General features: G+C 53.1%; 15 protein-coding genes. 4 read left to right on the top strand and 11 right to left on the bottom strand.

Annotated elements, in window-relative coordinates; all coding sequences use genetic code 11:
- Nucleotides 1–98: 98 nt before the first annotated feature.
- The 6 genes from RID21_RS01585 to RID21_RS01560 all read right to left on the bottom strand — a co-directional run bounded on the left by RID21_RS01585 (nt 99) and on the right by RID21_RS01560 (nt 10,824).
- Nucleotides 99–2,378, bottom strand: coding sequence for a hypothetical protein (locus tag RID21_RS01585; protein WP_350186873.1), 2,280 nt, complete (start codon nt 2,376–2,378; stop codon nt 99–101).
- 45 nt (nt 2,379–2,423) lie between these two features.
- Entirely contained in the window at nt 2,424–4,919 is a 2,496-nt protein-coding gene (locus RID21_RS01580) for a BatA domain-containing protein (RefSeq protein WP_350186872.1), read from the bottom strand.
- Between the two features lie 86 nt (nt 4,920–5,005).
- Nucleotides 5,006–5,794, bottom strand: coding sequence for a hypothetical protein (locus tag RID21_RS01575; RefSeq protein WP_350186871.1), 789 nt, complete (start codon nt 5,792–5,794; stop codon nt 5,006–5,008).
- A gap of 308 nt (nt 5,795–6,102) precedes the next feature.
- Nucleotides 6,103–7,383: a dihydroorotase gene (locus RID21_RS01570; protein WP_350186870.1), complete on the bottom strand. Its 1,281-nt coding sequence runs from the start codon at nt 7,381–7,383 to the stop codon at nt 6,103–6,105.
- On the bottom strand, nt 7,380–8,360 hold the full coding sequence (locus RID21_RS01565) for an aspartate carbamoyltransferase catalytic subunit (protein WP_350186869.1): 981 nt from the start codon (nt 8,358–8,360) through the stop codon (nt 7,380–7,382). The genes RID21_RS01570 and RID21_RS01565 overlap by 4 nt, the downstream gene beginning before the upstream one ends.
- 154 nt (nt 8,361–8,514) lie before the next feature.
- Nucleotides 8,515–10,824: a serine/threonine protein kinase gene (locus tag RID21_RS01560; RefSeq protein ID WP_350186868.1), complete on the bottom strand. Its 2,310-nt coding sequence runs from the start codon at nt 10,822–10,824 to the stop codon at nt 8,515–8,517.
- A 234-nt stretch (nt 10,825–11,058) separates the two neighbouring features.
- On the opposite strand from RID21_RS01560, the gene RID21_RS01555 reads away from it, so the two are divergent.
- On the top strand, nt 11,059–11,904 hold the full coding sequence (locus RID21_RS01555) for a hypothetical protein (protein ID WP_350186867.1): 846 nt from the start codon (nt 11,059–11,061) through the stop codon (nt 11,902–11,904).
- Here RID21_RS01555 and RID21_RS01550 read toward each other — a convergent pair.
- The 5 genes from RID21_RS01550 to gyrA form a co-directional block, all read right to left on the bottom strand.
- Nucleotides 11,828–13,177: a 3-keto-disaccharide hydrolase gene (locus tag RID21_RS01550; RefSeq protein ID WP_350186866.1), complete on the bottom strand. Its 1,350-nt coding sequence runs from the start codon at nt 13,175–13,177 to the stop codon at nt 11,828–11,830. The two genes, RID21_RS01555 and RID21_RS01550, sit on opposite strands and share 77 nt — an antisense overlap.
- Nucleotides 13,178–13,231: 54 nt before the next feature.
- Nucleotides 13,232–14,342 (bottom strand): peptide chain release factor 2 gene (prfB, locus tag RID21_RS01545; RefSeq protein WP_350186865.1). Its coding sequence is split into 2 segments (ribosomal slippage): nt 13,232–14,272 and nt 14,274–14,342, totalling 1,110 coding nucleotides; the frame shifts between segments, so codons are not numbered across the junction.
- 119 nt (nt 14,343–14,461) lie between these two features.
- Entirely contained in the window at nt 14,462–15,784 is a 1,323-nt protein-coding gene (locus RID21_RS01540) for a UDP-glucose dehydrogenase family protein (protein ID WP_350186864.1), read from the bottom strand.
- Nucleotides 15,785–15,923: 139 nt separating this feature from the next.
- On the bottom strand, nt 15,924–16,946 hold the full coding sequence (gene rfbB / locus RID21_RS01535; RefSeq protein ID WP_350186863.1) for a dTDP-glucose 4,6-dehydratase: 1,023 nt from the start codon (nt 16,944–16,946) through the stop codon (nt 15,924–15,926).
- 55 nt (nt 16,947–17,001) lie between these two features.
- Nucleotides 17,002–19,788, bottom strand: coding sequence for a DNA gyrase subunit A (gene gyrA / locus RID21_RS01530; RefSeq protein WP_350186862.1), 2,787 nt, complete (start codon nt 19,786–19,788; stop codon nt 17,002–17,004).
- 510 nt (nt 19,789–20,298) lie between these two features.
- Here gyrA and RID21_RS01525 point away from each other — a divergent pair.
- The 3 genes from RID21_RS01525 (at nt 20,299) to RID21_RS01515 (ending at nt 24,753) form a co-directional block, all read left to right on the top strand.
- Nucleotides 20,299–22,530, top strand: a complete 2,232-nt coding sequence (locus RID21_RS01525) for a serine/threonine protein kinase (protein ID WP_350186861.1) — start codon at nt 20,299–20,301, stop codon at nt 22,528–22,530.
- 63 nt (nt 22,531–22,593) lie between these two features.
- The gene (locus tag RID21_RS01520) at nt 22,594–24,369 is read left to right on the top strand and encodes an adenylate/guanylate cyclase domain-containing protein (protein ID WP_350186860.1); all 1,776 of its coding nucleotides are present in this window, start codon (nt 22,594–22,596) and stop codon (nt 24,367–24,369) included.
- Between the two features lie 222 nt (nt 24,370–24,591).
- Nucleotides 24,592–24,753, top strand: coding sequence for a hypothetical protein (locus tag RID21_RS01515; RefSeq protein ID WP_350186859.1), 162 nt, complete (start codon nt 24,592–24,594; stop codon nt 24,751–24,753).
- The last annotated feature ends 20 nt before the right edge of the window (nt 24,754–24,773 follow it).

Below are 24,773 nucleotides of genomic sequence, written 5' to 3'. Positions count from 1 at the left end.
ATCGACGCCTGCGATGGAAATAATGTTCCTGTTTTTTCAGGGAGTTTCCGTTTTCGGCGGTTTTTCATAAGATTTTCAGACAAAAGCCCGGACAATCCTTATACCAGGCCTTTTTTCTTCCGCAGGAACCATTCCAGGGAGAGCAGCAGTACGAACAGGAGCAGAAAATACCAGTTGTCCCAGAGTGATATTCGCCTGTATCGGGTCAGGTCGTTGTTCCAGGATTTGTCCTTGTTCATCCGGTTGAGGAAGCTGCCCAGCTCTTCAGGCGGGACTGCTATTCCCCCCGAGAGTGAGGCGATCGTTTCGAGCAGCGAGTAGTCGGCTGCGGGATTATCCAGTTCCAGATCCCGGGGATCGACGATGAAACGTGTGGTGGCATCAAAACCCAGAGAAACGCCGTTCTGTTCTGCATGCACGGTCACCCAGTAATCGCCGGGTTCTGTTGTCTGAGAAAAGGTGGTGCGGGATGTTTCTCCCGTTCCTACGACTTCGACTTGCGACGTCTTACCAGAGGGACCTGCAACCTGGACCGTAAACTTCACATCGCTTAACGGTTTCCCTTCCGGGCCCCGGGCACCAAACAGGATGGGAACCTGGCTGCCGGGAGCGACGTTTCGAGGTTCAACCCGGGTCCAGACACTCTGATCCGAGTCATTCTCTTTGTGAGCCAGCCAGAGGATCATCTGTCGCCAGAAACGCTCGTGTTCCTTACGGTGTCCGGAGAGAAACCACTGAAAGGTCGTATCGCCGGCAAACGCCATCACCCGGGCTCCTCCCACATCGGACGCAAACAGCAGCGGCACGGCCCCGTTCCCTGCGGATTGGGCCAGAACTTCGACCGTCTCATACTTCTTGCGGAGCTTGTTGGCTCCTTTCAGGGGAGCCAGTTCGTTCCAGAGTTGGCGATTGCGGTCTGCCGAACTGTCTAGTTGCATGACATACCGCTGCAGGCCCAGTGACGTGGGGATCATTTTCAGATCTTCAAAATGATGCAGGTCTTTTGCGATATCATTTCCCGTCTGTTTTTCACTGCTCCGCATTTCGACCGGAATAAAGTTGTCCAGTGGCGTGTTCGCGTAGCCTCCGGGGCCGAAACTGTGGTAACCCCCGGTCATCAGCAGACCGGAACCCTGATCCACCTGGGCGGCGATTTTGCGCAGCAGCGTTGGTCCCAGGAGATCCGCGGGGACATCACCGATGATGAACACATCGTACTTGGAAACATCATTCAGATCGGGGCTGGTCGGCTTTCTGCCCCCGGAGAAACCGCTACCCATGGGAATATAGTCGAGCTGAATTTTAGGGTCATTCATGGAGCGGATGAATTTCTGTTCCGGTCGGAGTGCGTCAAAATAGGCGACCTGCACGCCCCCTTTCTGAACGGTGACAATCGTCTCCAGGCGGTTGTTCGTCTGCTTGATTTCTCCTTCGAGGGGAACCGCTTCGACGGCGATTTTGTATTCACCCGGCACTTCCGGAGTCCAGAAGAGTTCGACGGTATCGAGCTCGTTGTTCTGTGTGGGATGAATCTGGGTGGCGACCCGGGAGTTGTTATAAGGGGCCGCAGGTAGCATCAGGCCCGCTTCACCAATCTTTTTCCCCGCTCGATCTTCAACCAGAAGCCGGACGGTAACGTCTTTTCCGGAGGCACCCAGACTGCGGACCTTGACGGTAATCGGCGTGGTTTTCTTTTCAAAAACCAGTGGATCAATCAACAGATTTTCCATGACCAGATCCAGGGTGGTGTCCTGCAAAGTGGAAGAACCAAAGCCGAGGGTATAGATGGGGATGCCGGCATCGCCGAAATAGCTGGCCTGTGATCTGATATCGACATCATAGGGGGGCAGCGAACGCTCCGCTCCGTCAGAGAGCAGAAGAATACCGACCAGTTGTTCCTGTTGCAGTTCGCCGGAGAGCATTTCCAGCGCGTAACCGATGGCCGTCTGCTGTCCTTCCGCCTGATCGGAGAATGTTTCGACAGGCGTCAGGTCCTGCGCGAAATCAAATCGCCTGATTTTGATATTCTTATCCATCTCCTTGAATGCAGGCTGGGCAGCTTCCAGTGTTTTGAGCAGTTCATTGCGGCGGGTGGTGCTCGCGGGACCGTCCTGAGTCTGCATGCTGCGACTTGAGTCGGCCAGGATGTATAGCCAGGATTGACGGACTGTTTTATCTGTCAGTTCGATCGCGGGACGCAGCATCATGAAAGCCAGCAGCAGGACGATCAGCAGCCGCAGACCGATCAATGTTCGCCTGATCGGACGGGAAAAATGTCTGACGCGGCCGGGATAGGTGGTGAGAACCAATGCGAACAGCGCGATGATGAGCAGGATCATCGTGGGCCAGGACCAGATTGGTTCAAAGATTGGTTTCATGAGAGAGTCAGTTTCACAGCAGACAGTGCTTGTCTGGGTTGTCGTTCAGGATGTGGATTCTTCTGAAGGTTGATCGATTTCGTAAAAATAGTTTGCAGTAAAATGTTCCAGACAGAAGACGGCCAGCAGAAGAGTGACGAGGATCGGAAAGATTTCGACACCAAGTCGCCCCGTTCGAATGGTGCGCTTCAGTCCTTCCATATCGCGGGTCATACTGTAACGTTCTGCTCCCAGGATCTGATCCAGTTCCTGATTGCTGATCGGGCGGAAATTGCTTTCGGCCGGATTGACATTCACGCTGAATCCACTCGAGGACCGAGTCACGTTACTTGAGTTGTCGATGAGTTCATAATGGCCGACGACCCGGGTATCCGGAATAGAGACCTGGTGCGCTCCCTGTTTGACCTCGATGGGAAGCTGTTTCAGGTCGGGGGTTCTGAGCAGGAATGATTCTGGTGTGCTGGCGGTAGCCGGCCATTGATAGATGGCAACTTCGCCAGCCAGATAGTTAGTTCGATTGGAGCGTGTACGGATCAGGTAGCGGGTCAACTGATCGGCAAGCGCGAGATAGGACCAGCGGGCATACAGGAGCTGGCTCCAGCCCTGAGCGTCGATACCTGTGGTCAAGACGACGACCTTTCCCCTGCCGAGATTACGTTCGATGATGGCGGGGGAATGGCGCGCATCGGTATAGCGGGCGATTACCTGATCCGGGTTTTCCGCTTCCACACGCCAGTAGCGGTTGACTTCCATGTTTGAGAGTTCTCCGGTCCCTCCCAGATCCTGAAAATAAGAGAATAGTGCGTGCTCATTGTGTTCCAGGTCCAGGAATTCCGGCGGGATGAACTTGAGTGAGCCTAACAGTTCCACGGGCAGGAGTTCTTGTGCCGGCCGGGAGTTGAACGAGACGATTGTCGATTCCGGTGCATCGCCGTCGCTGCCCATCAGTACGCCCAGGCCTCCCCCCTGTTTGACGTAGTCTGTAAACTGCTGCCACAGACTGTCAGGCAGGCTGGTGATGTTGATCAGGTAGATGGCGGCATATTCTTCCAGGGGGAGTGTTTCGATCTGGTTGAGGGGGGCAATCTCACACTGATAGCGGTTCTTTTTAAGGGCGACCAAAGGTCGAGGTGCCAGGGCATCGTTCCATAGACGGGCAGAGCTGGCGTCGGGACTGACAATCAGAATCTTGGGTGGAGGCCGGGCGGTGATGGTAAAATAACGGACATCATCGGGCAGGTAGGGATCAGAGGAGGTGATCCGCAGTTCCCCCTGTGTGACCGGCTGATCGACATTCGGCAGGCTCATTTCCAATTGGGGGCCCGGTTTTGCTCCGGTGGAAACGTTATCTGTTGCGGGAGCATCGTCTGTGGATGCAACCGTGGAAAGAGGACGTTGATCCCGCTTAATCAACTGCCCTTTCTCGTTTTGCGTGTATAACTCCAGAAACGTGTCACTGGCCGTGATGCCTGTGGAGGTGATTTCCGCTTTGATCGAGACGGAATTGCCAAGGGTGATCGATTCGCGTGAGAGATCCAGATGGGAAATTCCGATATTCTGGGGACTGGTCACTCCGACATCAATCACGTAGATTCCTAGCCATTTGAGCTTTTCCAACTGCTGTTGAATTAACTGGGAAGGCTGGCTGCGCCAGGCGGTACGGGCCAGATCAGTATAGATATAGATTTCCCGCACAAACTGATCAGAGCCGGCTGCCTGTGAACCTGAGGACTGGCGTTCGTTCTGGCTGCGTTTGAAGTCATCTTCCTGACGATTGATGGCAGTACGGAGGCGATCATCCAGATAGAGAGACCAGGCAGATGTTTTAAGAGACTTGATCCGGGATTTCACCGCGGTGAGGTCCGACTGAAATGGAGAGATGTCTTCGCTGCTGCTGTTCAGAATGGAGACCCTGCTCTGCGCGGGCAGATTACTCAAATGTTCTTCGGCGATGGACTGGGCCTGTTCCAGTCGTGACTGGTTTTCCTGGCGGTAGTCCATGCTCAGGCTGGTGTCAAACAGGAAGATCGCGGTCACTGGAATGTTTTCAGAAACGGCCGGTAAGGGGGCAGAAATTTCCGCAAAGACCCTTCTTTGATAAGGCCAGAGAACCAGGAGTGCGATCAGCAGGAATGCGGCGCCTCCGATACCTCCCCTCAGAAAAGTGCGTCGGGTATTCAAAGACTGCTGGGAGATTCTCTGTTTCTGATAATGTCTCATCAATCCCAGGTACACCAGCACCGCCAATACGATGATGGAACAGAACATGACCAGTTCGTACGTCGAGAAGCTGTAATTGGCCGGCGGGAGTGAGGGACGTGTCAATGCCAGGACAATGGCGACTATGATCAGAATTCGCAGCAGCAGGAGCCAGATGTGACGCAGTTTCAGGCGTTGCGAGTTTTGAATCTTACGTCGCTGCAATAGCGCTAAGGCTGGGAAGATCAGTTTTTTGGGTTTGGAACGAAGCAGAAAGTGGAGAATCACCGGGATTGTTGCCAGCAGAATTCCAAGTAATAAACCAGGGTGAATGAGTGACATAGATTGATGTGTCTATTGGAGAGTCTGATTGGCGATTCAGATCGTTACGATTTGTGATCTCTTTTCTATTCCGCTCATTGAGTCCACTAAAACTGCGTGCTGGGGCGTGATTCTCCGCCGCCGTTTCCGCGTTGCGGGGTCTGCAGATCAAATGTCTCCAGGCTGAAATCGATCTGTTCCTGCAATTTGGATTTACGGACCATATTCTCGGGGATGAAAGCCAGGATGGCAGCCTGATACTCACCCGATTCAGTCAGGTAGATCTGTATTTCATAAGGGGCGCCATCGATGGGCATTTCAGGAGTAAAGGAATTGAAGGTAAACTCTTTGGGATTGGTGTAACCCCGCTTACGGGGAAAGCGTTCGGTAACAAAGTCTTCCGTATTCAAATACTTGTTAAAAGTGGTGGAGAGCTGGTTATTGACTTCGTTTAAAAAATTAGCAGCAGCTTCCTGCTCCTCGTTCTGCAACAGCGAGTAATTGCACAGCACATACAGATAGGCTGGGCGATCCACAGTTTCATTTTCCAGATCGACGGGGACTTCTGTCCGCCAGGCGCCTTCAAGACCGGGGAGTTTGAGATCGGCAAAATCCGGCTGTCGGGGGTCGATCGTCTGAGTCGGTTCCGCTGGTTCCGCTTCTCCATTCTCACCTGCCGGAACTGCTGCGGGTGCGGCAGCTGAAATTTCCTGAAAATCGAGGGGGGGACGGAAGTGAATCGGAGGAGCACTCCAGGTTCCAGCGAGGGCCTGATTCCGTTCATGCAGATATGAGAAATACTGCTCCGTTTCGTTGAGTCGCTGCTCGTACGTCTCTGCGCCACAACCAGAGCACAGAATCGCCAGATTCAGGCAAAGCAGAACGGGCAGGCTCATACTTGGCTTAAGCCGGAGACAAGACAGGAAGCTGTTTTTCATAATTAATCACAAGCCCCATTCTGATAAAGGGTTGGGAGCGGTATATGTATTATCGACTCTACAACGGGAGTGGTTTAGTGCCTGCTGTCTGAAGTTCCTATCTGATGGTGAACAGAAAAACTTGATCCCGAACGGTTGACTTGATTTAAATTATCGTAATTCGTTCTTCCCCTGATGTTCACGCTGATCTGATCGGATCAACTTATTGATATTGTTGATGATACAGAGGGGAACGTCAACTTCGATCATTTTGTGTGCAGAAGTTTTTAATGATCGGCCCGATAGCGGATTTCACCGGAGACAACCACGACTTCTGCCCTGCCCTGCAGCTCTTTGCCCAGAAATGGGCTGTTGTGACTGGAAGATTTCAAATTTTCCCGCTGAAGAATATAGCGGACGTCAGGATTGATGAGGGTGATGTCAGCATCTGCTCCCGCAGCGAGTGTTCCCTTGGCGAGCCCCAAAATGCGGGCCGGACCAATTGTGAGTTTGCTGATCAATTCCGGCCATGTTAAATGTCCCGGCGTAATCAGGGTCTGCAGGCAGACTGGCAGCAGGGTTTCCAGACCAATGATGCCAAAGTCAGCGCCCAGAATTTCGTCTGTCTTCTTCTCGGCAGCATGCGGAGTATGATCCGAGCAGATCACTTCAATCGTGCCATCTTTGAGGCCTTCGATCAGGGCGTCAATATGTTCCTGTGAACGGAGCGGAGGCAGAACTTTGTAATTGGGATCATAGGTTTCCAGCATCTGGTCCGTCAGAGTGAGATGATGGGGAGTAACGTCGGCGGAGACCTGGATTCCAGACGCCTTGGCGCGTCTGATCTGGGCGACACTGTTTTGTGTGGAGATGCACATCAGGTGGATGCGTCCGCGTGTCAGTTCGGCCAGGGCGATATCACGATTGACCATGATCTCTTCTGCCGCTGCCGGAATACCTTTTAATCCGAGAACGGTTGAATGAAACCCTTCGTGCATCTGTCCCTTTTCTGTTAGTTCCGCGACCTGCGGACGATTTAAAATCGGGCGGCCAAACATCCGGGTGTACTCCAGGGCGCACCGCATGATTTCAGCACTCTCGATAGGTTTGTCAGCATCGGTGAAACCGACCGCCTGGCCGGCGACTAATTGTCCGATTTCAGCGAGCTCTTTCCCCTCGTTGTTTTTGGTGACTGCTCCCAGTGGAAAGACGTGACAGTTAGCTGCTCGCTCGGCCTGCAGCAGGATGAACTCTGCGGAAGACCGGTCGTCAACAACAGGAGCGGTATTCGGCAGACAACCCAGCGAAGTCACACCACCGGCTAATGCTGCGGCCGTACCGGTTTCAATGGTTTCGTCTTCCTCGAACCCTGGCTCACACAGAGAGACATGCAGGTCAATGAATCCGGGGCTGACAATCAATCCAGTGGCATCGATCACTTCGTCTGCTGTGACATCGTCATTGCAGAGTCCTGTAATCTTTCCTCCTTCGACGAGCAGGTTGCCCTGCACATCCAGATCTTGCGAAGGATCGATAATGTGCCCGTTTTTAATAAGGAGAGATTTCATCCAGATGTTCCCTGGGAGGCAATACGTTGTAAGTGAAGCAGGTAGAGGCAGGCCATGCGGATAATCAGCCCGTTACTGACCTGTCCGAGAATGACAGAGTGCGGGCCATCGGCTACGTCAGGAGTGATTTCTACACCACGGTTGATTGGTCCAGGAGCCAGAATCAGTACATCTTCTTTGGCTTTATTGATGCGCTGTTTATTCATACCGAACAGGTGGGCGTATTCGCGAATCGACGGGAAGTAATGTCCGCGTTGGCGTTCGAACTGAATCCGCAGCAGGTTCAGGCAGTCGGTGCGATCGATCACGGCGTCCAGGCTGTTGGAGACTTCGACACCCAACTGCTCAATATCGTTGGGGATCAGCGTGGTGGGGCCGCAGACGATGACATGCGCCCCCAGTTTTTTCAGGCCCCAGATATTCGACCGTGCGACCCGGCTATGGAGGATATCACCGACGAGGGTGACGGTCAGTCCTTCAATTTTCCCGAAATGCTCGCGGATGGTGAAGATGTCCAACAGAGCCTGGGTTGGATGCTCGTGCGTTCCATCGCCAGCGTTGAGAATATTCGCATCCAGGTGTTGTGCCAGGAGCTGCGGGGCACCGGGAGTTTTGTGTCGGACAACTACGTAGGAGACTCCCATGGCTTCGATGGTTTTGGCGGTGTCGACAAAGCTTTCCCCTTTGGAAAGGCTGCTGCCGGAGGCGGTGAAATCAACTGTGTCGGCACTGAGTCGTTTGGCTGCGAGACCAAAGCTGATGCGGGTGCGTGTGGAAGGTTCGAAGAACAGGTTCGCAACCACGGTGCCTGCCAGCGGGGTGAGTTTGGTTTCACCGATATTTGCGAGCCGCTTAAATTCGGCAGCCTGATTCAGGATGATGTTCAGCTCATCCCGGGAGAGGTCCTGCAGTCCTAAAATGTGTTTCCGGTTCCAGCCACGGGAGATGTCGGTTCGATACTCATGGTCGATATTCATAGTCACATCAGATAAGTGTGTGCGTTCGTCAACTGGCGGAGCCGCCCGTGTGCTGCCGGCCGACGGAGGTCGTTTTTCACAGGACTGGAAGAGATGTTACCAACCCTCTGTCCTCCCTTCAAGGAGCGTGGTTGGAGATAATTGGCTGCGGTTCTCAGTTTTCGAGAGACATCAGGCGTGCCAGGAATGCGGGGAACTGTTTTACCTGGATGCCCGGTGGCAGCGAGGAAGTGCGCGGGACCTGAGCGGCGGTAATGACTGAGTCTTCCGCGTGCAGACTGAGTGGTGCTGCGTACTCAAATTTACCGGTCGAGAGGCCTTCGATGTCCATATCGAGCGTGCTCAGTTCCTGGAGTGGCTCTGTGGCTGAGGCTTGCCAGGCTGCGATCTGAATTTCAGCAGAGGCGACTGAGCCTTCACCGAGCAGGCTGACCGAAGAGAGCCAGTTTTCCGGTGGTTTCTGCCCCCTGACCTGAATCAGAGCTGCCTGGGTCAGGTCAAAGACGCAATCCCGGGCTTCAATTTGAATGGTCCCGGGAATTAATGTGGGATCGGTCCAGTTCAACAGGACCAGAGGTCCTGCATTTCGGAGGGTCAGATGCTGCAGTTTCAAATTGAACTGCTGGTCAATCTCCGGACCTCGGTCGAGGTAAAGTGTGGAGTGAGACGTGAGATTCAGGCTGTTCGTGAGAGTCAGAACTTGAGGCGTATGTGTCAGGTGTAGTGCATGTTGAGGAACCGCAAACAATGTGTCCTGAATGTGGACCTGGCTGCTGTTCCGTTGTTGCGGATCGAGAGGACTCCAGTAAACTGCCTCTCTTTCGAGGGCTGTGTTGTCGGAGTTGTCTGAATCGAGTTGAGTGAAGCAGCAGCCTTTGATCTTCAGGCTCTGGGCGGTCACGTGCAGTAAAGCCGTGGAAGTGTCTGCAGACGCTGGCTGATTTTGAGCAGCAGGACTTGGGGAGCGGTTGAGAAAGATCACATTTTCGAGGCTGAGGCTGGCGGCGACGATGCGGCAGGGAGTGTCTTCAATTTCAATGATTGCCGGGTTTTCGGCAGTGCCCTTGATAGTCAATCCGCCGACCGTTGAGATTTGTGTGGATGCGTATGGTTCGGCTGAATCCAGCAGAATCACACCGTTTCCGCCAGGGACGGGAAGTAATTGTCTTTGGGCACCCGACTTGGTTTTTTGATTAGAGGAAGACTCAGTGGCTGTCTCAGCCGGGGATGGGTTTTTGCTGGATTGAGTGAAGGAAACACGCGATGTGATTTCCAGCAGTTGATTGCGGGCTCCTTCATCCAGCAGTGTGTAAGAGAGTCCGGAAAGGACGAATATCATGGCGGCAATCAGAGGAAGTCGGCCTGGTCGGCTGGTACCTGTTTCGCTCTGGCTGCGGGGCGTCTGGTGTTGAAATGAGGCATGGAAGCGAGCCAGTGTTTTCCGGGATCCTTGCTGAGAAACCGGCCATTGCTGTTGAGCGGCCTGCATGCTGGTCGGTCGTTGATTGGGTTGTGATGCGGTCAGTTTCAAAAGCATTTCAGCCAGGGGGGCCGGTGTTTCGGGGGCCCAGCTGCGAATATCAGGAATGGTTTTGGTCTGATGGCAGGCCAGTTTTGCCAGAGGGTCTCCCGTCGTAAACGGAGGTCGGCCTGCGAGTAACTCCCAGAGCAGACAGCCCAGTGCGTAGAGGTCACTCTGGGCATCGGGATGACGCCCGGTCCCTATCAGTTCCGGAGCGATTCCGTCATAGCAGCGCGGCGGTAAGGATGAGTGAATCGTCAGTTCCGGTGACAGGATCGGTTCCAGACCCGTATCGACCAGGGCGGCGATTCCGCTGGGTGTCAGCCGTACGTTCCAGGGGCGAATGTCACCATGAATCACTCTCCGTTTTTCGAGGGCGACCAGAGCATCGAGCAATTGAGCCCCAATGGACAGTACAACGGGAACGGGAAAGCGTCCGCGTCGGATCAACAGTTCGGAGACCGTTGATGACGGCAGGTAATGACTGATCACCACAAACTGCTGACCTACCGGTTTGACAACGCGGGGCAGTATTAACGAGGGGTGATGCAGACCCTGCAGTTTCTGCAGCAATGTGTGGAAATCCTGCTGCAGCTGGTTACCGGAATCTGACTGAGGTTGTGTCAGTTTCAGGGCACAACGATCAGAACTTTCAGAAGGTCGTGCGATAAAAGTACGAGATTTATGACTGTGTCCCAGTTCAGAGATCAGCAGGTAAGGGCCAACGGTCAGCTGTTCAGGGTGCCCTGCTTCCAGTGCTTTGGCCTGGAAGGGGGATATTTTTTGAGCTTGAACCAGCGCATCAATCCAGACCGAGTCAAAAGCCGGGATTCCCCGGGCCAATTTTCTGACTCGTCGTCGGCATCGTCTCAGATCAGCGGCTGTGCAGAGCTTGAGGCTGGTCAGGCGATGAATCAACTCTTGTGAAGGCGGTTCGATCAACGTTTGAGAAATCCTTTTCCTCACCAATGTGTCAGGCATCCTGTGCCACTGGCGAGATCAAATCCGATCAGCTTGTTAGATAACGATTTATGACAAAATAATGGGATTTTCGCAAGACCGATTCGCAGTAACTGACAACTTCTGAGCAGAGAGAGTGCCCTTCCCCTGAATTGGCGGTTTACGTTATAAGTTATCTGAAACTACGAAAGATATGGTCTTTAGGAGAAGAGGCGGATGCAGCAGAGCGACGCTCAACGGGAATGTGTGTTGATTCTGGGGAATTCGCAGACCGAAGAAATGCGGCGGGGGGTGATGCATTCTCTCCAGGAGGTTTTCGGCGCAGCGGAACTGGTGTGCGTGCCTCGTCTCTCTGAACTGAAAACAGAGTCCGTCCAGCCTGAACTGGTCGTGATCTGTCAAAACTGGCCTGATGAGTTCGCGGGGCGAACCCTGACAGAACTGGTCAGGAGGTTTCCGGTCAGTCGCTTTCTTTGCTGTTACGGTGTCTGGTGTGAAGCCGATGGCAGAACACGGAATTTCTGGCCTGTCAGTATTCGAGTTCCGGCCCGCGCTGCTGAGTTTCGGATTCTGCAGGAGGCAGAGATCATTAGAGGAACAGCGCCCGCTTACCCCCTGACTGCGGGCCGCGATGAAATCTTTCACTATCAGGCAGCTTCGGGATCAGATACGGAGGGAGATTGCCTGCAGGGAAAACGGGTGGGAGTGATTTCCGGGGACCCGGTGTACCGCAGGATGCTGGAAGCGCTGGTGCAGTCTCGCGGCGCATTGATCGCGTCTGCTGCTCGACGGGCCCAGGCAGATCTCTGGCTGTATGACCTCGATCCCTGGGACGTCGTGCAGACCCGTCTGATGTTGCCGGGAGAACATCCGGTTTGCATCGGCATGATGGGGCTGGCGCATCCTGAGACGATCACCGCAGCACGTCTGCTGGGAGTGGACGTTGTCGTCTGTAAAGTTGCCCCGGAGCAGGAGTTGTTTCAGACTATTTCCCGGACTTTGCAGGAGGCGACGATTCCCCGGACTTTGCAGGAGGCGACGATTCCCCGGGCAGATTGCTGAGCTTCAGGTCTTTGAAGTTCAGATCGGTCGTCGGGTCATGTCCCTGCAGGCTGATGTGGCCGCCTTTGAGGCGCAGGCCTTTCCGCGGATTTTCATCCGGTTTGCGGGTGTCCTCCCAGTCGGTGACCTGATATCCGTCGATCCAGACGGCGATGTGAGAGCCGTAAGCATTGAGAGTCGTGGTGAACCACTCGTGATCGTTGGAGACGACACGACGGGCTTCCGTTCTACGGAAGATGGCACCGGTCCCTGCATTTTCGGGTTTGGTACGGTCGTTGTCTTTGAAGCCATTATGGATCTGAACTTCGTAGCCGTTAGCCATTCCGGATTCGGTACCTTTGATGGCACGAAAGAAATAACCGCTGTTGAGTGCTTCCCCGTTTGATTTGGCAGAGGCCTGAAAGAGGAAGTTGTCGAATGTGTCTTCGGTTTCGAGATACCCCTGTTTTTCGGCAGTCACGTGGATGGTGTTGTCGACGACTTCAAATTTGCTCTGGGAGCCGGGGACGACCTGCCAGCCTGCCAGATCGACGCCGTTGAAGAGTGTCATCATCCGGAGCGGTTTAAGATAGATATTCCGGAATTTGACGGCTCCTTCATTTTTCTGCAGACCGATAAAACCGATGTCGCGCTGATTCTCAGAAGTGTCTTTGAAATTAAGAACCTCTTTTCCGTTGAGAGAGGCCTGGAACTGAGGGCCTTCCACGCGGACCTGAAAGGTCTGCCAGTCGGTACTGGCGGGGACCGCTTCTTTGATTTTGCTGCGACCGACCAGACTGCCGGTGGGAAACTCCGTTTTTGTGTCACAGAGATTCAGTTCATAGCAGTCTTTGGTGGGATCTTTGGGATCGAAGGTTGTTCTGAGGAACATGCCGCTGTTGGTTTCGGGAGCGAGTTTAAAATCAAAACGTAACTCGTAGTCCGCGAAGGGGGATGTTGTCAGGAGCAGACCCGGTTCGCCGGTGCTCGCTTTGATTGCTCCCTGCTCGACATGCCAGTTCACGTCGTTGTTGGGTTTCCAGCCATACAGACTGTGCCCGTCAAACAGGGCAATCCAGCCCTCTTCAATTTCGGCTTTGGTCAATCCGGTGTCCGGAATGACGTCCTCCGGAGGTGCGGGGGATGGTTTCGGTTTCGCTTCCGGCGACTCGCCTACCTGAGGTTCGGCATTGGTTTTGGCAGGAGGGGAAGGATGTTCCACTTTCAGGCAGCCGGCCAGGCTGAGTGAAATGAACATACTTAAAACACCGCAAGTCAGCTTTCCTGATCGCATGATTTACTTCCCTCTGTTTCTGATTACCAGCAGGCTTTCGTATTATCAGCCTGGTTAATTTTCCGCCATACCCCAGCGGAGGAAGGATTCGAGGAATCCATCCAGATCGCCATCCAGGACCGGGCCCGGATTTCCCACTTTGTGGCCCGTACGGGCATCTTTTGCATATTGGTCAGGGTGTAAGACATAGTTGCGGACGGTCTGACCGCCGAATCCGATCTTTGATTTACCACCCCGCTTTGCAGCCAGTTCGGCGTCCCGTTTTTCCTGTTGAATCTGGAACAGTTTCGCTTTGAGCATTTTACGGGCTTCCGCACGGTTTTTGTGTTGACTGCGGTTGTTCTGACATTGCACGACGACCCCCGATTCCAGGTGCGTCAGACGGATTGCAGAATCGGTTTTGTTGATATGCTGTCCCCCGGCACCACTGGCACGGTAGGTGTCTTCCCGTACGTCCTGGTCCCAGTTGATTTCGATCTCTGCAATCTCTCCCAGGTCGGGTGAGACGTCGACAGCGGCAAATGAAGTGTGTCGCCTGCCTGCGGAATCGAACGGACTGATACGAATCAGTCGGTGGTTCCCGGTTTCGCCTTTGAGATAACCGTAGGCATAATCGCCTTCGATGCGGATGGTGGCGCTGCGAATGCCGGCCTCTTCTGCATCAGAGCGATCCAGAATTTCGACATTGAAACCGCGACGCTCCGCCCAGCGCAGGTACATACGCAGCAGCATTTCCGCCCAGTCAGAGGAGTCGGTCCCCCCTTCACCCGCCTGAATACTGAGGTAGGCCGCAGAGCCATCTTCGGGGGCAGACATCATGGCCTGAAGTTCGAGGTGATCCAGGATCTTCTGCAGTCGATCTGCTGTGGAAGCGAGTTCGGGAATACTGTCTTCGCTGCCTTCTTCCTCAATGAATTCCAGCAGAACTTCAAGATCTTCAGCGCCTTCAATCAACTCTGTCAGCGGTTTGACAGTCAATTGCAGCTGTTGCATTTCAGAGACGAGAACCTGAGCTTTCTCCTGGTTATCCCAGAAGCCGGCTGCCCCCATCTTTTCATTAATTTCGGTGGTCCGTTTTTTCTTACCTGCGTAGTCAAAGAGAGTCTCGTAATTTGACGATGCGATCCATGATTCCGGTACATTTATCTCTGAGTTCGTGATCCATTGGTGTATTCTTTCTATCGATCTGCAGCCAGGGGCTGCAGGAAAATTATTAAAAAACCAAACAGGCAGTGCTGAATGGATATTTGAGAGTCAACCGACAAAGCATTTGTTGCATGCCGGTCAATCTAAGTATTTTTCCGAACTGAGTCCAATTCCAAAGTACTTGATTCCTTTGGCTTTCAGCTTTGAGGGTTCGTACAGGTTGCGACCGTCAAAGATGACGGGGTGTGCCAGCTTGTGGCGAATGTAATCGAAATCAGCGTGCCGGAACTCGTTCCACTCCGTAACGATTACCAGTACATCCGCGCTGTCAAGGGTGTCGTAATGATGGTCAAAGTATGAGAGTTTATCACCGTATTCCGCTTTGACATTCTCCATCGCGACAGGATCATGGACCTTGATGCTACTGACGCCCGCTTCCAGTAACAGATCGATCAGGACCAATGCCGGAGCTTCGCGAATATCATCGGTTTTAGGCTTGAAAGCGAGTCCCCAGATGGCGACCGTTTTGCCGGCGAGATCCCCTTTGAAGTAGCGGTTGATCTTGTCGAACAGGACCCGTTTCTGGGCTGTGTTGACCTGATCGACGGCATTCAGGATTGAGGGTTCCATTTCGCGATCGTGTGCCACGGAGATCAGTGCGGAGACGTCTTTGGGGAAACAGGATCCACCATAACCGACTCCCGGAAACAGGAATGAAAAGCCGATCCGCTGATCGTGTCCAATACCGCGTCGCACCTGATTGATATCCGCCCCGACGCGTTCACAGAGGTTGGCCATCTCATTAATGAAGCTGATTTTGGTTGCCAGCATGCAGTTGGCAACATATTTAGTCATTTCTGCACTCTCGAGTTCCATCGACAGGAACGGGTGTTCGGTTCGCAGAAATGGTTTGTAAAGTTCATGTAAGACTTCAGAAACTTCCGGTCGAGAGACTCCAACTACCACCCGGTCCGGTTTGGAGAAGTCCTCGATAGCGGCTCCCTCTTTGAGGAATTCCGGGTTAGAGGCGACATCGACTTCCCGACCGGTCAGTGATTTCAGCATTTCTGCCAGCTTGCGATTTGTGCCAACAGGTACGGTACTTTTGATGATGACGACTGCGTCTTCAGCCAGCAGCGGTGCCAGCGATTCTGCTACTTTCCAGATGCTGTCCAGATTGGCAGAGCCATCTGCGGTCATCGGAGTGCCTACGGCGATGAAAATACATTTGGAATCAGGGATCACATCTGCATAGCTGGTTGTAAACGTTAAGCGTCCCGCTTTGGTGTTCCGCTTGACCATTTCCTCCAGACCAGGTTCATAAATCGGAACTTCTCCCGCCTGAAGACGACGGACCTTGGTCTCATCGATATCAATGCAGGTGACATAATTTCCACTTTCAGAGAAACAGGTGCCCGTGACTAATCCTACGTATCCTGTACCAATTACTGCAATTTTCATTGTCTTAAGAGTCCGTTGGAATGTGGAAGCTGATTCGCAATAATATTTTGAGAGTCAATGCTCGCGGAGATGGTAGTCACCGTCAGAGAAGGTGTGCTGACAATTTCCGTGATAAGGAAGAATAGTTAAACAGGAACTGTTAGGATTTCAGACGGGTTCCGTATTGCTGTTCATAGTATTCGCGATACTTTCCTGTGCGGATCCGGTTTACCCACTCGGGGTTTTCCAGATACCAGTCGATGGTCTCTTTCAGACCTGCCTGAAAGTCCGTTTCCACTTTCCATCCCAGTTCAGATTCCGCTTTGCTGCAGTCGATGGCATAACGCAAGTCGTGTCCCGGGCGATCTGTGACGTATTCAATGAGTGATTCTGGCTTGTCCAGCAGTTTGAGAAGCAGTTTTGTGATTTTGATGTTCTGCATCTCAGCGTGACCGCCGAAGTTGTAAACCTGACCGGGCTCACCTTTTCTGAGAGCTGCATCAATTCCCCGGCAATGATCCATCACGTGAATCCAGTCACGTACGTTCGTTCCTTCGCCGTAGATCGGCAGTGATTTGCCTTCCTGGGCGTTGGAGATAAACAGCGGAATCAGTTTTTCCGGAAACTGATAGGGGCCATAGTTGTTAGAGCAGCGGGTGATGACAGCGGGGAAGCCGAACGTATTCACGTAACTGCGGACCAGCAGATCGGCGGCGGCTTTGGAGGCAGAATAGGGACTGTTCGGCGCAATTGGGGTCTGTTCTGTGAACAGCCCTTCGGGACCGAGACTGCCATAGACTTCGTCAGTGGAGACCTGGACGTATCGGTTGACTTCATGTTTGCGGGCTGCATCCAACAGAACTTGTGTTCCGACGATGTTGGTCTGGATGAATGGTCCGGAATCCAGAATGCTGCGATCAACGTGCGATTCTGCAGCAAAGTTGATGACGGCGTCAAAGTCGACAGAGTCCAGCAGAGAATTTACCACTTCCGGATCAGTGATGTCCCCTTTGACAAATTGGTAGCCGGTGTGCGATTCAAAATCTTTGAGGTTTTCGAGATTGCCGGCATAGGTGAGTTTGTCGAGATTGGTGACTTCGATTTCCGGATACTCAGACAATTGTAAACGGATAAAGTTTGATCCGATAAAACCACATCCGCCTGTTACTAAAATCCGTTTCATGACTGTCTTTGTCCCTCTTTTTAAAGCAAATGAAGATCACGAATTAAGTGAGTGTTTAATCCTGGTCACCAGGGTTGTCTTGAGCGCTGTTGCTTTCGTTTTCCGTTTCCGGAGACTCGGTATCCGCATTCACTTCTGTTTCTGCATCCGTGGGATCGTTTTCTGAGTCGACTACGATTTCTGCAGGAATTCGGGCCAGGGAGACCAGTTTGTCGTTATCGTCCAGGGTGATTACTCGCACGCCCTGAGTATTTCGACCGACCTGACTGATTTCGCAGCCTCGGATACGTTGAATTTTCCCACTGCGGGTTACCATCAGAATCTCATCATCTTCCGCAACAGAGATAATGTCGACCGCCTGACCGTTGCGTGCCGAAGTGCGGATGTCGCGAATCCCCTTTCCGCCACGTTTCTGCCGACGGTATTGCATGCCGCTTCGGGTTTCCTGCTCGTCATCAGAATCTTCGTCGGTATCGCTTTCAGCAGTTGAGAGTTCTTCGTCTGTCTCGGTCTGCTCATCCTGGTCTTCATCCTCTTCCGAAGCTGGAATGAAGCCGAAAGGAGTGCGCTTCCCGTGTCCATTCTCACAAACTGTCAGCAGACAATAACGAGGATCCGCGATGACCATGCCGATCACGTGACCAGATTTAGACAGCTTGATGCCTTTGACACCTCGGGTATTTCGTCCCATGCTGCGTGCATCCGACTGGGCAAAACGGATTGCCATACCGTCTGAGGTTGCCAGCAGGAGGTCTTCTCCGGGGGAGACGATCAGGGCTTCGACGAGTTCGTCGTCTTCATCGAGTTTGATCGCAATAATCCCGCCCCGTTGTACACGGCTGTAAGCGGAAAGAGGCGATTTTTTGATGATACCGTTACGGGTGGCCATGACCAGGAAGCGTTCTTCATCGAATTCCCGGACAGAGACACAGTTGGAGACGGTTTCATCTTCCTGGAGTGAGAGCAGGTTGACCAGTGCCCGGCCTTTGGCGGTGCGTCCCTGTAGAGGCAGGTCGTAGACCTTGGACCAGTAGACCCGTCCGCGATTCGTAATGAACAGCAGGTAAGAGTGAGTACTGGCGACGAACAGGTGTTCAATGGGGTCTTCGTCATCGACTTTAGCGCCGCGGACTCCTTTGCCGCCTCTGTTCTGAGCCTGATAAGTATTGAGCTGAGTCCGTTTGATATAGCCGCGCTGCGAGAGCGTGACGACCATCGGTTCTTCGGCAATCAGATCATCCCGGTTGACGTCGGTCAGTTCTTCGTCACTGATGTCGGTCCGGCGTTTGTCTGCATACTTTTCCTGCAGATGCAGCATATCGTCGCGAATCACCGCGCGAATATGGTCTTCGTCCGAGAGCAGATACAGGTATTCGGAGATTGCTTTCAGCAGTTCGCGGTGTTCGTCGGCCAGTCTTTCCCGTTCCAGGTTGGCCAGTGAACCGAGCTGCATCGATACAATTGCTTCGGCCTGGTTTGCGGAGAGGGAATAATATTCGTGAATTCCCTGCTCGTTCTGATATTCTTTAAATCCTGCTTCACCCAGCGCCCGCTCAATGAGTTTTCCATCAACCTGCATGCCCTGCAGGCTGATTTTGGCTTCGGCACGGCTGGGTGAGTTGCGAATGGTCTTGATCACTTCATCGATATCGATCTGGGCGATCATCAGACCTTCGACCGTATGTTTCCGCTTGCGGGCTTCGGCGAGCAGGAATTCAGTCCGACGGCGGATCACATCGATGCGGTGCAGGATAAACTGCTGAATCAGTTCCTTAATCGAGAGGGTTTCGGGACGGTTCCCGACCAGCGCGAGCAGGATGATACTGAAAGTGGTCTGCAGCGGTGAGAACTTGAAGAGTTGCGCGAGCACCACTTCCTTGTCAGCATCCCGCTTGAGAATGATTTGCAGATGGACTTTCCAGGGGGGCACATTGCGGTCGGTAAGGTCCACGATGCGGGAGATCCCTTTAACCCGGTCGTCGCGGACCAGCAATTCCAGTTTTTCACGAATGCGGTCACGGGTTTCCATGTAAGGGATTTCCGTGATCACAATCACATCGGACTGTTTTTCAGTTTCGAAGTGAGAACGAGCCCGGAGTGTGATAGTGGAACGTCCGGTGGCGTATCCTTTGCGAATGCCGTATCGACCGCAGATGATTCCCCCGGTCGGGAAATCGGGGCCTGGCATGACCTGCAGAATGTCGTCGATAGTCGCGTCAGGGTCGTCGATCAACAGTTTGACGGCTTCGCAGGCCTCACCCATGTTCTGGGGAGGGATGCTGGTTGCCATACCGACGGCAATCCCGCTGGAACCGTTAACCAGCAGGTTGGGAAACTTCGAGGGGAGTACGACCGGCTCATCGTTCCGCTGGTCATAAGTCGGCACGAAGTCGACTGTATTCCGGTTGATGTCGTCCAGCATCTCTGCGGCGACGGGGGCCAGTCGGGCTTCTGTGTAACGCATGGCTGCGGGAGGCAGACCGGCCAGAGAGCCGAAGTTCCCCTGCTTGTCGATGAGAACATTCCGCATGACCCATTCCTGCCCCAGACGGACCAGGGTGGGATAAATCGAACCATCCCCGTGCGGGTGATAGTTACCGCTGGTGTCACCGGAAATTTTTGCGCATTTTACCCGGGATGAACTGGCTCCCAGGTTCAGATCGTTCATGGCGACCAGAATACGACGCTGTGAGGGTTTGAGACCATCACGAGCGTCAGGCAGGGCGCGGCTGATAATTACACTCATCGCATAGGTGAGGTAACTGTCCCGCATTTCATCCTGAATGTCCAGATACTTGATATTCGGGTCAATGTTTGGCTCTTCGCCGTTATCGGTGGCCAATCCTTGTTCTCCTTAAGGAATTCAACTTCAGATGTTGTCTTGCTTTGTAGATAGTCTCGAAACTGTTTCTCGCTGAATTTTCAGGGCACAGACAGTCCTGATTCCGGGGAAACAGACACCGTTCATCCTGACATCAGGGTAACAATTCGGGCAAATTGAGATGAACGCGAGTATCCTTACTGTCGACTGAAAAAAAACTGCCTGGCGAAAACTGTTTTTTAGATCAAAACAGAGGTTGAAAAACGAACCGAAACTCGCAGAATTCAAGCTGCTCAACCTCTTACAAATTGTAGCTGGAATCGCCTGATATCACAACTGACAATGCCCCTGAATTTTAAGGTCTGACCAGGGTGAAAAACCTTGATTTTCAATAAGTTACGTTCTCAAATTCATCATTGAGGAGAACATGGACATTGCATAGAATAGATAAGCGCAGAACGGCTGTTTTTTGCCCCGTTTTCTGACTCGGATTGCTGTCCGGAAGCCCCCCATTTTTTCGAAAACTTTTGTATGAATGATCCAGAATCAAAAGATCAGGCAGGCAGCTCCAGCGATTCCAGTCTGGAGAGTCATAATGCGCAGGCCCCTTCAGGGAACCTGGATGATTCACTGGAAAAAACACTGAGGCAGAGCCCCGCTGAGCGTGAGCAGGCTGCCCATCTGAGTAAAGATCGACTGTCACTGCCTGCGAAGGTCCCCGGTTATCTGATGGTTCGTTCTCTGGGGGAAGGATCCTATGGATCGGTCTGGCTGGCCCAGGAAGAAAATACCGGGAAGTTTGTGGCGATCAAGTTCTATACGTATCGCCGGGGCCTGGACTGGTCGCTGCTGAACCGGGAAGTCGAAAAACTGGCAGAGCTTTACACCTCGCGGAATATTATCAGCCTACAGGGAGTGGGCTGGAACAGTGACCCTCCCTACTACATGATGGAGTTCCTGGAAAACGGATCACTGGCAGCATTTCTGGATGCGGGACCGTTACCGGTTCCTGAGGCCGTTCGCATCGCCAAAACTGTATTACAGGCACTGGTGCATGCGCATGGGAGAGGGATTCTGCACTGCGATCTGAAGCCGGCGAATGTTCTGCTGGATGACAATTATGAGCCCCGAATCTGTGATTTCGGGCAGTCCCGTCTTTCTGACGAACAGAGCCCTTCTCTGGGAACGCTTTATTACATGGCTCCCGAACAGGCTGATCTGCAGGCGGTTCCCGATGCCCGCTGGGACGTCTATGCCTTGGGGGCATTGCTCTATCACATGCTGTCCGGCAAGGCGCCTTACCGGACGCCTGAGAATGAGCAGGCCATTCGCCAGCTGGAAACACTGGAAGAAAAGCTCGAAGCTTACCGGGAATTGATTCGCAAAGCCCCCCGCCCTGCAGAACATCGCAAAGTGAAGGGCATCGATCGTCGCCTGATTGATATTGTCGATCGTTGCCTGGAGACAGATCCCCGCAATCGATTTCCTAATGCTCAGGCCGTATTGAGCAGTCTTGTCCAGCGCGAGCAGTATCGCGCCCGTCGTCCTTTAATTGCACTGGGAATCATCGGACCTTTATTGCTGGTGCTGGGAGTGATACCTGTGGCGGGGGCTGCGGTGAATCAGATGGTCTCTCAGTTTCGTGAAAACCTGACAGCGCGTGCGTTGAAGGGAGATCTGATCTCGGCCAACCTGCTGTCACAAAACGTGGAACACGATCTCCAGGATCGTCAGGTACAGCTGGTTGAGTTATCTGAGCGAACTCTGCTGCGTGATATGATGGAAAGAGTACAGGATCCCCAGGATGACGAATCAGAGAGCCTGGAGAGCTACGGCGAAATTGCAGAATACCTGCAACATGAGAAAGATCTGGTTGATGAGAAGCGGGAATCACTGCAGCGGGAAAAAGACGCCAGCTGGTTTTTAACGGATGCGAAAGGGATCCAGGTCTGGCGAGACCCTCCCCGTCCGACCATCGGGCAGGACTTTTCTCACCGGGACTACTTTCATGGTCAAGGTACTGAATATGAGAAAGGGCATGCACCTGATTCCGTAGAACCGATTCAACGTCCTTATATCTGTCAGGTCTTTAAAAGTGATGCCTCCAATCAATGGATGGTAGCGGTAGTGGTTCCGATCTGGAATTTGCAACATGACAAAGTACTGGGGATTCTGGGACGCACTACCCACCTGGATCAGTTGCTCACAGGTTACGATGAAAGCATTCGCGGCGATTCTGAGAAAATCGGCGATCGGAAAATTGCTCTGATTGACAATCGGGATGGAAAGGTACTGGCGCATCCTCGTATGACCGCAGAAAACCTGCGCCCCCTGAGCCGGGAGGAGGTTGACCAGCTGGTACTCAAAGGTGAGCACTTTGATCAGCTGAAATTATTTAAACTGACCGAGAAGAAGGAAAATCGTGGCCCGTTGCCTGCAGTCATCAGCGATTATCATGATCCGGTGGAGGCGATCTTTTCCGATGATCCCCAAGATAATCTCTGGCTGGCTGCTTTCGCACCGGTGGGAAATACGGGATGGACGGCCGTCGTTCAGGAGCGACGGGGGCTGGCGTTGCGGCCGGTCGTGGAAATGAAACGCTGGTTGATTGAGTACGGTTTGATTGTGCTCGTCACGAGTTGCCTGCTGATCTTTACAGTATGGTATTTCGTAATGCGGGTTTTGACCGAACGGCGCGGCTGGGACTGGTCCCGTCACCAGTCGGAAAAGAAATCGGATACGGAGACAACGGTTTCGAATTGACGACTTGAGGAGAACCCTCATCGACTCTCAGGGATATCCTCACAAGCAGGGAGCAGATTTTTGTTGGAACTTTTGATTTATGGGGCGCATTCCCGGGATTCCAGTCGCATCGGACTGGAGCCGGGACAGGAACTGGTATTAGGGCGTGCTTCCACTGCCGACATTTCGGTTCCCTGGGATGACCGTATTTCGCGACGGCATGCCCGCTTGCAGGTGCAGTCCAAACAGGTGCACGTCAGTAAGATTGAGGAAGCAGAAAACGAAATCTTCCTTTCGGGTTCCGGGCAGACCGAATTTCAGCTCGAACCGGGTAACTCTTTTGTAATCGGCTCTACTACATTCCAACTGGTTGACTCTGTGTCCAGTTTTACTTCACCTCGGGAATCCCCGCTGGAAGAGGTGACCTTCAAGCCACATGAGCTGCTAAAAGTAAAGTACCGAGATGCCGATCAGCGGATCGACGTACTGGCTCATCTGCCGGAACTGATTTTAGATGCTCGGAATGATGCAGACCTGTTTCATCGTCTGGTAACGATGCTGCTGTCGGGGGTCAAGCATGCTGACGCTGTGGCTGTCGTGCGGCTCAATGAGGATGACCGGGTTGAGGTTCCCTTCTGGGAGCGTCGTCGCCAGGCCCAGGGGGGCTTTCATCCGAGTGGACGTCTGGTAAAAGAAGCAGTTAAAAAGAGCGGGCGCTCGGTGCTTCACGTCTGGGCGGCGCGCGAAGAAAAACCGGAGCAGGACGATTATACAGCAGTTGCTGAGTTCGACTGGGCATTCTGTACCCCGATTGAAGATAGCCCTGCGGGAAAATGGGGACTGTATGTTGCGGGGGAACTGGATCATCCTTATCAGGCAGGTGGCGGCAGGAGTGGTCTCGATCTCCAGGCGGACGTAAAATTCACCGAGCTGGTTGCGGCGATCGTGAAGTCCGTCCGTCGCCTGAATCAGCTGGAACGTCAACAAGCCGGTCTGCGACAGTTCTTTGCCCCTCCGATCCTATCTGCTTTGGGAGATAACCTGGATACAGAGATTCTGGAGCCCCGCGAATGTGACGTGACGGTGCTGTTCTGTGACTTACGTGGATTCAGCCAGCACGCGGAAGATTCCTCAGGTGACCTGATTGGTCTCTTGGGGCGTGTCAGTCAGGCGCTGGGGATTATGACAGCGCATATTCTGGACTTCGGCGGGGTGACAGGAGATTTTCAGGGAGACGCTGCCCTGGGGTTCTGGGGATGGCCCTTCTCTTCTGATCTGGCGCCCCTGGATGCCTGTCGGGCAGCCCTGGCGATTCGTCAGGCGTTTGAACAGATCCGTCAGCAACCCGAACATCCTCTGTCTGATTTTCGAATGGGGATTGGAATTGCCCATGGTCGGGCAGTTGCCGGTAAAATCGGCACCAGCGACCAGGTAAAGGTGACCGTGTTTGGTCCGGTGGTCAATCTGGCCAGCCGCCTGGAAGGTTTGACCAAGCACCTCCGCGTTCCGGTTGTGCTGGATGAAGCGACAGCGCAGATCGTGCGGAGTAAACTGGATCGACGGGAAGGTCGCGTCCGCAAACTTGCTCAGATCCTGCCCTACGGCATGGAGAAATCGGTATTGGTCAGCGAACTGCTGCCTCCCGAATCGCAGGCGGAAACCCTGACAGAAGAGGAAGTTGCCTGCTACGAACGGGCTGTAGACTGCTTTATTACAGGCGACTGGGAAGAGTCATTTCGTCTGCTCCACGCGATACCCGCCTCCGACCGGGCCCAGGATTTCCTGTCATTACAGATTGCCCGTTCAAATCGGGTAGCGCCTGCCGACTGGGATGGTACGATTCGCTTCGATTCCAAGTAACTCTTCATTTCTGGTAATGATTTTGAGGCCTCGCTGGCCCGGTTCCGATTATGCAGTCTGGACGGAACAGGTTAAGTTCGCGCGCGGTTCAGTGTTCATTTTTCTCAGAATTTCTGGCCATCTGGCTAAAGTTGACCTATTTTTTAACGACGGGCATCACGGAGATGCGGATGTGATGGGCCTTGTACAATCTGTATTCAGCAGCCTGGAGAGACTGAAAGCATGAGTAACGCAGAATTATTGATCGAACCGGAAGAGTTAACACAGGAAACCGAAACCCACTGTCAGAGATCCCGGGAAATTGAAATCAATCTTCGTTCTCAGGAGATGCTGCTGGTTTTAAATGAAGTTTTTGATTCAATTGTTCCTTCAAGCAAGTCTTAAAAATTGATTTCAATTATCAG

The sequence above is a fragment of the Gimesia sp. genome (assembly GCF_040219335.1).
Taxonomy (GTDB): Bacteria; Planctomycetota; Planctomycetia; order Planctomycetales; family Planctomycetaceae; genus Gimesia.
The sequence above is the reverse complement of the archived record's forward strand: the minus strand, read 5'-3'. Positions and strand labels throughout refer to the sequence as shown.